Raw genomic sequence first — 8,347 nt, 5'->3', positions numbered from 1 at the left:
CCCCAAGGCGGCGAAGCCGCCGCCTTGGGGGCGCGGGGCTATATCTGATTTGCGGCTCCGCCGCGTGGGCGCGACCAGCCCCCCACCGGGCCGCACGCGACACTCAGCGCATGGCGACTCAGAAAAAAACCGACCGCCGCTGCACAAGCAACTTGTACAGCGTGTGCTGAATCTGCTCCCGCACCTGATCCGTCAGGTTGAACATCAGCATCGGATCCTCGGCCGCCTCCGGCGGATAGCCGTCCGTACGGATCGGCTCCCCGAACTGAATCGTCCACTTCGTCGGCAACGGCACCGCCCCCAGCGGCCCCAGCCACGGAAACGTCGGCGTCAGCGGAAAATACGGAATCCCCAGCACCCGCGCCAGCGTCTTCGCGTTGCCGATCATCGGGTAGATCTCCTCGGCCCCCACGATCGAGCAGGGAATGATCGGAACCCCCTGCCGCAGCGCGGTGGACACGAACCCACCCCGCCCGAACCGCTGGAGCTTGTACCGCTCGCTGAAGGGCTTCCCGATGCCCTTGAACCCCTCCGGCATCACCCCCACCAGCTCCCCCTGCCCCAGCAGCCGCTCGGCGTCCTCCGCGCACGCGAGCGTGTGCCCCAGCTTCCGCGCCAGCTCGTTCACCACCGGCAGCACGAAGACCAGGTCCGCGGCGAGCAGCCTGAGGTGACGATTCGCCGGATGCCGGTCGTGCACGGCGACCTGCATCATCAGCCCGTCCATCGGCAGCGTCCCGGAGTGGTTGGCGACGATCAGCGCACCGCCGTGGGCCGGGATGTTCCCCATGCCCTTCACGTCCACGCGGAAGTACTTCTCGTACACCGGCCGCAACAGGGACATCAGGACCTGGTCGGTCAGCTCCTCGTCGTACCCGAAGTCGTCGACCTCGTAGTCGCCGGTCAGCCGCCGCCGCAGGAACGCCAGTCCGCGCGCGACGCGCCGCTCCAGGCCGGCCTCGTCGTGCGGCGGCTGCTCCACGCCCGTCTCAGGGTTCTCCCGGGTCACATGGACATCTTCCTGCGCGGGGATCCGCCCGGCGAGAGGCTGGACCTCACGCACCACCGCGGACTCGCGCCCCGCCGCAGGCTCGCGCACCGCGGCCTGCTCGCCGCCGCCCTTGCGCCGGCTCCCCGCACCCCGGCGCCGGGGTGCCGGCCGCTGCACGGCAGCCCCGCGGGACCGGTCGTCGTCGAACGGAATGACCTTGGCGTCCGCCATCGTTGCTGCGCTCCTCAGTTGGCGCTCTGGGTCGGGCTCTTCGTCGGGGTCCCCGTCGGCGTCTTCCCACCGCCCAGGGTGGGCAGCGCGGCGATCCGGTCGACCGCCGCGGCCACGGCCTGGGGCGGCAGCAGCCCCGGGGCCTGGGCACGCACGAAGTCCTCGAAGGTCTGCGCCGTCGTGTACTTGGGCCGGAATCCCAGCGTCTCGCGCATCTGGACCGTGTCCACCACCCGGCCGTGCGTCAGCAGCCGGATCTGCTCGGGCGAGAAGTCGCTCATGCCGAGCGTCCGCACCAGGGACCCGGCCCAGGTGACCGCCGGCAGCAGCAACGGCACGGTGGGCCGCCCCAGCCGCCGCGAGCACTGCGAGAGCAACAGCACCCCGTCACCCGCGATGTTGAACGTGCCGCTGTTCAGGGTCCCGCGCTCCGGTTCGTGCGAGGCGATCCGCAGCACCTCGATCACATCGTCCTCGTGCACGAACTGCAGCCGCGGGTCGTACCCGAGCACGGTGGGCAACACGGGCAGCGCGAAATAGGAAGCGAGCGGAGTATCCGCGGTCGCCCCGAGGATATTGGCGAACCGCAGCACGCACACCGCCACGTCGGGCCGCCTCCTGGCGAACCCGCGCACATATCCCTCCACCTCCACCGTGTCCTTCGCAAAGCCCCCGCTCGGCAGGGATTTCGGCGGAGTGGTCTCGGTGAAGACAGCCGGATCCTTCGGCGCGGAGCCGTACACGTTCGTACTGGACTTGATCACCAGCCGCTTCACGTTCGGCGACTTCTGGCAGGCGCCGAGCAGCTGCATCGTCCCGATGACATTGGTCTCTTTGACGGTGGCCCGGCTTCCGCTGCCGAGCGGCGTCCCGGTCACGTCCATGTGGACGACGGTGTCGGCGCCGCTCTCGGCCAGCACCCGGGCGATGGTCGGCTGCCGGATGTCGGTCTGGATGAAGTCCGCCCCGCCCAGATGATGCTCCGGCGGCACCGCGTCCACGGCCACCACCCGGTCCACCTCGGGATCACGCTGGATCCGCCGTACGAACCGGCCCCCGAGTTGACGGGCCACTCCGGTCACGAGCACGACCTTCCCCAAGATCAGCGCCTTTCTTCCGTGTTCCCGTATGCGGGCCAACTTAGCGGGTTGATGTTGCGCTGGCATGACCCCCAGCAGGCCACGACAAGCCGCAACGGCCGGAAAATGCAGTGGCCCCCCACCGTACTGGTGGGGGGCCACACACAAGCTCTCGCGGCTCGACGCCGTAATTACTTCTTGTTACGACGCTGAACACGCGTGCGCTTGAGCAGCTTGCGGTGCTTCTTCTTGGCCATCCGCTTGCGCCGCTTCTTGATAACAGAGCCCACGACTACCCTCGCTCACTTCTCATCACTCGGTGCTGGGCATCATGGGCCCATACGACCTACGAGGGGCTAGCCTACCCGCCCGAGCGCTGAGGTCGTAATCGAGGTGCCCCGGGACGAATCCCGGAACGGCCGTCAGGCGGTCTCCACCCCCACATAGCTCTCGCGAAGGTACTCGTGTACCGCTTGCTCGGGGACGCGGAAGGACCGCCCCACCCGGATCGCGGGCAGATGACCGCTGTGCACCAGCCGGTACACGGTCATCTTCGACACTCGCATCACCGCGGCGACCTCCGCCACGGTCAGGAACACAACCTCGTTCAGAGGCCTCTCGCCAGCTGCCATGACACACCTGAACCTTCCGCACTCGACGGGCCACCGGCTTCCCCTTCCGGTGACTCTTCGTCGTTGCGTGCTCACTCCCCAATGTAGGGGCGGGTGATGCGAGTGGGGAAGAGGTGCACCCATCGGCGGCCTACTGTGACAGACACGCTCGATTGAGTACGTAGCGGGTAAGCGGCGTGTAGTAATCAGACCGCACGCCGTCATCAACCGGAACGGCGACAGACACGACCCCCTCGACCTCCCCCACAAAGAGCGCAGGGTCATCCGTATCTGCCAGACCAATGGCCTCAAACCCGAGCTGACCTGCACCGCAGACCCATCCATGGTCCCCGACCACCAGCTCTGGCAAGGGCCCGCCACTCGCCGCCGCCACTCCCAGCGCCACTCGAACCGGCAGCGGCGAATGCGTATGCGCACCCGGCGCACAACCGGGGCGTTCACGGCCCACTTCTCTCATGAACCCGACTCCCCGTACGTAATCGAGCTTGCACGTACGTAGACCGAACCGGGTCGTTATGTCGACACAGCGACCCTGCGCGGGGGTGAGGACCTCACACCCCGCCGCCGACAACGCGTCCGCGAGACCGGCGTAGAACCCGATCAGCCGCTGCGGATGCCCGGTCCCGAACAGCACGGGCCCCCGCCGCCGGGCCACGGCCCCCACTCGCTCGGCGAACGCATCGAGCCCGGCGACCGTCAGTCCAGGATCGATCACATCATGCCCTGAAACACACCGCGGATCGTCCGAAACCCCACACTTGGCAGCCATCAACCGAACCAACTCCGCCTCTCCCCACCCCCCTTGCGGATCAATCCCGATCAACACCCGAGGATCCCGAGCAGCGAACAGCCGATAACTACGAAGACTCCGCTCCCGCGAGGTCCCCACCACCCCCGCCAGCCCAGCAGCCACCAAATAACCCCGAAGCCCACCACCACTCAACACACCACCGATCCTGACGCCCCCCACCCCACCCCACCCCCAGAACCCCCGAACACCGCACAGTCGGCGTAACGCCCCGCACCCCCGCTCTCCAGCCCGCCCGGCGCTTGAGGTTGCCTTTCAGCCCGCCCGGCGCTTGAGGTTGCCTTTCAGCCCGTCCGGCATCTGAGGACGAGAGCCGACCCGCACCCCCACCCTCCAACCCGTCCGGCGTTTGAGGACGCGATACCGCCCGCACCCCCACCCTCCAGCCCGTCCGGCGTTTGAGGACGAGGCCGTTCAGGCCGAAGCGGGGGTCCGGGGGCGGCAGCCCCCGAACCGGGCGGCGGCCGTAACCGGGGGGCGAAGGGGGCCCACCCCCTGGAGGACGGGACGGGTAGGGGCGGCGGGGGCGAGAAAACTCCTAGGCCAGCAACCCCCGCAGCGGAAACACAGCCCGCCGGGTCGCCAGCACGGCCTGGTCCAAGCGATCAGCGGGGTCGTACCCCGCCTCCCACCCGGCCCACCCCACCGGCCACCGCCCATCCGTCATCCGCCCAGGCCCCAACTGCCGAGTCCGAGCAAAAACTTCCTGCCGCCACCCCTCAGGCACCAGCGCCTCAGGCGCAACCTCCCGCCCCGCCGCCACCCCCACCAGATGCGTCCACGACCGAGGCACGACATCCACCACCTCGTACCCACCCCCACCCAACGCGACCCACTTCCCCCCGGCGTACTCGTGCGCCAGCTCATGACACGCCACCTGCACCGCCCGCTGCGCATCCAGCGAAACGGCCAGATGAGCCAGCGGATCCTCGAAATGCGTATCGGCGCCGTGCTGCGTCACCAGCACCTGCGGCCGGAAGTCGGCGACCAGCTCCGGCACGACGGCGTGAAACGCCCGCAGCCACCCCGCGTCCCCGGTCCCCGCCGGCAACGCCACGTTCACCGCGGCCCCCTCCCCCGCCCCGGCGCCGACCTCCTCCGGCCACCCGGTCTGCGGGAACAACGTACGCGGATGCTCGTGCAGCGAGATCGTCAGAACCCGCGGATCCTCCCAGAACGCGGCCTGCACCCCGTCCCCGTGATGCACGTCCACATCCACATAGGCGACCCGTTCAGCACCCAGCTCCAACAACCGCGCGATCGCAAGCGAAGCGTCGTTGTAGATGCAGAACCCCGACGCGGCCCCCGGCATCGCATGGTGCAACCCACCCGCGAAGTTCACGGCGTGATCGACGTCCCCCCGCCACACCGCCTCCGCCGCCCCCACCGACTGCCCGGCGATCAGCGCGGACACCTCGTGCATCCCGGCGAAGGCGGGATCGTCCTCGGTCCCCAGCCCGTACGACTGGTCGGCCGCCGCCGGATCCGCCGAGGCCGCCTTCACGGCCTCGATGTAGTCCTCCCGGTGCACCAGCCGCAGCGTCGACTCCCCGGCCGGCTTCGCCGCGACCACGTCCACCGCCCGATCGAGCCCGAAGGCACCGACCAGACTCCGGGTCAACGACAGCCGGACCGGATCCATCGGATGGCCCGGACCGAAGTCATAGCCCGTTACTGCCTCGTCCCACATCAGCTGTGCGCGGCCGCTCATGCCCGCCACCGTATCGGTCCGACCTGGTCGCGAACGAACGGGCATAGACCAGCGTCACCAGCACCAACACCATCGGCACGAGCATCGCCCCGCGATAACTCCAAGCGTCCCCCAACGCCCCCACCAGCGGCGAGCCGATCAAAAACCCGACGTAGTTGAAAATATTCAACCGCGCGATGGCCGCATCCGAAGCCCCCGGGAACAGCCTCCCCGCCGCCGCGAAGGTCTGCGGCACCAGGACGCACAACCCCAGCCCCAGCAGAGTGAACCCGACCATGCCGACCCAGGCCCCCGGCGCCGCCGCGACCACCGCGAACCCGGCGGCCGCCACCAGCGTCCCCAGCCGTACGACCGGCACGGCCCCGAACCGCCGTACCCCGAAGTCCCCGATGGCCCGCCCGGCCAGCGTGGTCACCATGTACACGTTGTACGGCACGGTGGCGAGCTGCTCGCTGCTGCCCAGCACGTCCTTCAGGTACTTCGCACTCCAGTTGGAGACGGTCGAGTCGCCGATGTAGGCGAAGGTCATCACCAGACATAGCGGCAGCAGCACCTTGAAGACGACACCACTGCCACCGCCCTCCTGCACCCCGTCCTCCACCGGCGCCGGATCACCGTCCACGTACCACCGGCTCCCCACCAGCGCGGCCGGCAGCAGCACCGCGACGACCGGCAGATACGACACCCACAGCGCGAGATGCCAGTGCGCCCCCACCCAGGCCAGCGACGCCCCGAGGATCCCGCCCAGGCTGTACACGGCATGGAAGCTGAGCATGATGCTGCGCCCGTACGTCCGCTGCAGACTCACCCCGAGCATGTTCATCGAGGCGTCCAGCGCACCCACGGCCAGGCCGAACGCGCCCAGCGCCACCGCCAGTTCGGCCATGTTCCCGCCGGCCCCCACCCCGAGCAGCGCCAGCATCACCACGGGCTGGGACCAGCGCAGCAGCCGGCTGGGCCGTATTCGCTTCACCAACTGCTCGGTGGTGACGCTGCCGACGCCGGCCAGGATGGGCACCGCAGCGAGAAAGACCGGCAGCAGCGCGTCGGAGACGCCGTACCGGTCCTGGATCGCGGGGATGCGCGTCACCAGCAGCGCGAAGGTGGCACCCTGAGTGAAGAAGCTGAACGCCAGCGAGGCCCTACCGCGCCGCAGCACATCTGTCATGGCGGCGAGCGTAGGGCCCCGGCGTACTCGTGGGTAGATCCAGCCAAAGATGAATTTCCTTCAGCTTTACCTTCGGCGGTCTCAGGCGGCAACAGCCACCTCGCGCCGCGCACCGCTCTCGGTGCCCTCCGGCTCCTCCTCCGCGGCCGTGACCTCGGCGGAGATCATCCGGGCCATCGGTTCCGCGGCGAGCCCACCGCTCACCACCATCCCGATGCCGATCGCACCGACCAGGACGACCGTGCCGAGCCACACCATGGTGTCGACGGGCAGTGTGTACGCCCCCACCACCCGCACCACGCACTCGGTGAGCAGCAGCACGCCCCACACGAGCGAGTAGACCCGCTCCGCCCGCCGGAACGCGGCGGACCCGATCCGCAGCCGCTCGAAGGCAGCCTCCCTGGCCGCGTCACCCTTCAGCACGAACGGCTTGAGCCCCTCGGTCATCATCGGCCGGCCCATCGCCACCGACACCAGGATCGCGATCCCGATCACGCTGCTGACCCCGCTGTCCTTGGCGAGCATCAGCCGCGGGTCGCCGGAGACGAAGCTCAGCGCCAGGGACACCACGTTCACCAGCAGGATGAGCCCCGCGAACGCGTTGCCCCGGCGCTCCCTGACCACGCTCCACACCGTCCGCGCCGCCGGCACCACACTGCTCCAGGCGAGCGCCGCGAAGGTGCTCATCCCGAAGGCGCCCTTGAAGAGGTAGTACGACCCGAGCGGTACCGCCACGTCCACGATCAGCGGCTTGAAGTTCTCCAGCGCGCTGGGCTGCTGCCGCTTGCCTTCGTCGTTGTTCCGGGACCCGGTGTTCGTCGTCTTCGTCATGCCCTCAGCTTCGCGTCCGGGCGGGGTCCTCCAGTAGAAACGATCGTCCGGAGCTCGGCATGACAATTGTCAGCGCCGCCGCCGTGCCCCCGGTCATTCCAGCAGGTCAGCCAACTGCCCCATGTCGGAGAAGAGTTGAGTGGCCCCCTGCAGCCGCTCCGCCGGCGTCATGGCCGTGAACCCGTACACGTCCATGCCGGCCGCCACGGCCGCCTGCACCCCCAGCGGACTGTCCTCCACGACGGCACACCGCTCCGGCGCGACCCCCATCCGCGCAGCCGCGTGGAGAAACAGATCCGGCGCCGGCTTCCCGCGCCCCACGTCCTGCGAACTGAAGATCCGCGACTCGTCGAACCACCGGTCGAGCCCGGTCGTCCGGTGCCCCACCCGAATCCGCTCATGACTCCCCGACGACGCCACGCAGTACGGCACCCCGTCCGCCGCCAGCTGCTCCAGCACCTCCGCCACCCCCGCCACGGGCTTCAACTCCTCCTCGAAGGCGGCGAAGACACGTGCATGGAAGACATCGTCGAAGTCGTCCGGCAGCCGCTGCCCGGTGCGCTCCTGGACGAGGTCATGGATCCGGTGCATCGCGGATCCCATGTAGTCCCGTACGGCCTCCTCGTAGGAGGTCCGGTGCCCCAGCTCGGTGAGGTAGGCGGCCAGGAGCCGGTTGGAGATGGGCTCACTGTCGACGAGGACGCCGTCGTTGTCGAAGATAACCAAGTCGTAGCGCATGCCCCGAGCTTAAACGCACCCGTAAACGCAGAAAGGCCCACGCCATGACGGCGTGGGCCTTTCTCAATATTTGTTCGGCGGTGTCCTACTCTCCCACAGGGTCCCCCCTGCAGTACCATCGGCGCTGTAAGGCTTAGCTTCCGGGTTCGGAATGTAAC

At 68.8% G+C, this 8,347-nt stretch carries 9 protein-coding genes and 1 rRNA gene; all 10 read right to left on the bottom strand.

Annotated features, from left to right (window positions below; genetic code table 11):
- Positions 1-118: 118 nt before the first annotated feature.
- Positions 119-1,222 carry a lysophospholipid acyltransferase family protein gene (locus ACFWPQ_RS51605; RefSeq protein WP_384052090.1) on the bottom strand — a complete coding sequence of 368 codons (1,104 nt, stop codon included), beginning with the start codon at positions 1,220-1,222 and terminating at the stop codon, positions 119-121.
- A gap of 14 nt (positions 1,223-1,236) precedes the next feature.
- A complete protein-coding gene (locus ACFWPQ_RS51600) occupies positions 1,237-2,322 on the bottom strand; it encodes an NAD-dependent epimerase/dehydratase family protein (RefSeq protein WP_384052088.1) in 1,086 nt (361 codons plus the stop codon).
- A gap of 170 nt (positions 2,323-2,492) precedes the next feature.
- Complete coding sequence (locus tag ACFWPQ_RS51595; RefSeq protein ID WP_003948845.1) at positions 2,493-2,591, bottom strand: 30S ribosomal protein bS22; 99 nt, start codon at positions 2,589-2,591, stop codon at positions 2,493-2,495.
- Between the two features lie 132 nt (positions 2,592-2,723).
- Complete coding sequence (locus ACFWPQ_RS51590) at positions 2,724-2,933, bottom strand: helix-turn-helix domain-containing protein (protein ID WP_067299677.1); 210 nt, start codon at positions 2,931-2,933, stop codon at positions 2,724-2,726.
- A 130-nt stretch (positions 2,934-3,063) separates the two neighbouring features.
- On the bottom strand, positions 3,064-3,879 hold the full coding sequence (locus ACFWPQ_RS51585; RefSeq protein ID WP_384052092.1) for a phosphatase: 816 nt from the start codon (positions 3,877-3,879) through the stop codon (positions 3,064-3,066).
- Between the two features lie 400 nt (positions 3,880-4,279).
- Entirely contained in the window at positions 4,280-5,452 is a 1,173-nt protein-coding gene (locus tag ACFWPQ_RS51580; protein ID WP_384052087.1) for an acetoin utilization protein AcuC, read from the bottom strand.
- The gene (locus ACFWPQ_RS51575) at positions 5,403-6,620 is read right to left on the bottom strand and encodes an MFS transporter (protein ID WP_384052085.1); all 1,218 of its coding nucleotides are present in this window, start codon (positions 6,618-6,620) and stop codon (positions 5,403-5,405) included. Before ACFWPQ_RS51575 ends, ACFWPQ_RS51580 begins: the two co-directional genes overlap by 50 nt.
- A gap of 81 nt (positions 6,621-6,701) precedes the next feature.
- The gene (locus tag ACFWPQ_RS51570) at positions 6,702-7,451 is read right to left on the bottom strand and encodes a VC0807 family protein (RefSeq protein ID WP_384052083.1); all 750 of its coding nucleotides are present in this window, start codon (positions 7,449-7,451) and stop codon (positions 6,702-6,704) included.
- 93 nt (positions 7,452-7,544) lie between these two features.
- Positions 7,545-8,189, bottom strand: coding sequence for an HAD family hydrolase (locus tag ACFWPQ_RS51565; RefSeq protein ID WP_384052081.1), 645 nt, complete (start codon positions 8,187-8,189; stop codon positions 7,545-7,547).
- 72 nt (positions 8,190-8,261) lie between these two features.
- A 5S ribosomal RNA gene (gene rrf / locus ACFWPQ_RS51560) occupies positions 8,262-8,347 on the bottom strand; the annotation flags it as partial.

Origin of the sequence: Streptomyces sp. NPDC058464 (genome assembly GCF_042721035.1) — a bacterium.
Taxonomy (GTDB): Bacteria; Actinomycetota; Actinomycetes; order Streptomycetales; family Streptomycetaceae; genus Streptomyces.
Note: the sequence above shows the minus strand (reverse complement) of the source record. Positions and strands in the feature narration are given on the sequence as shown.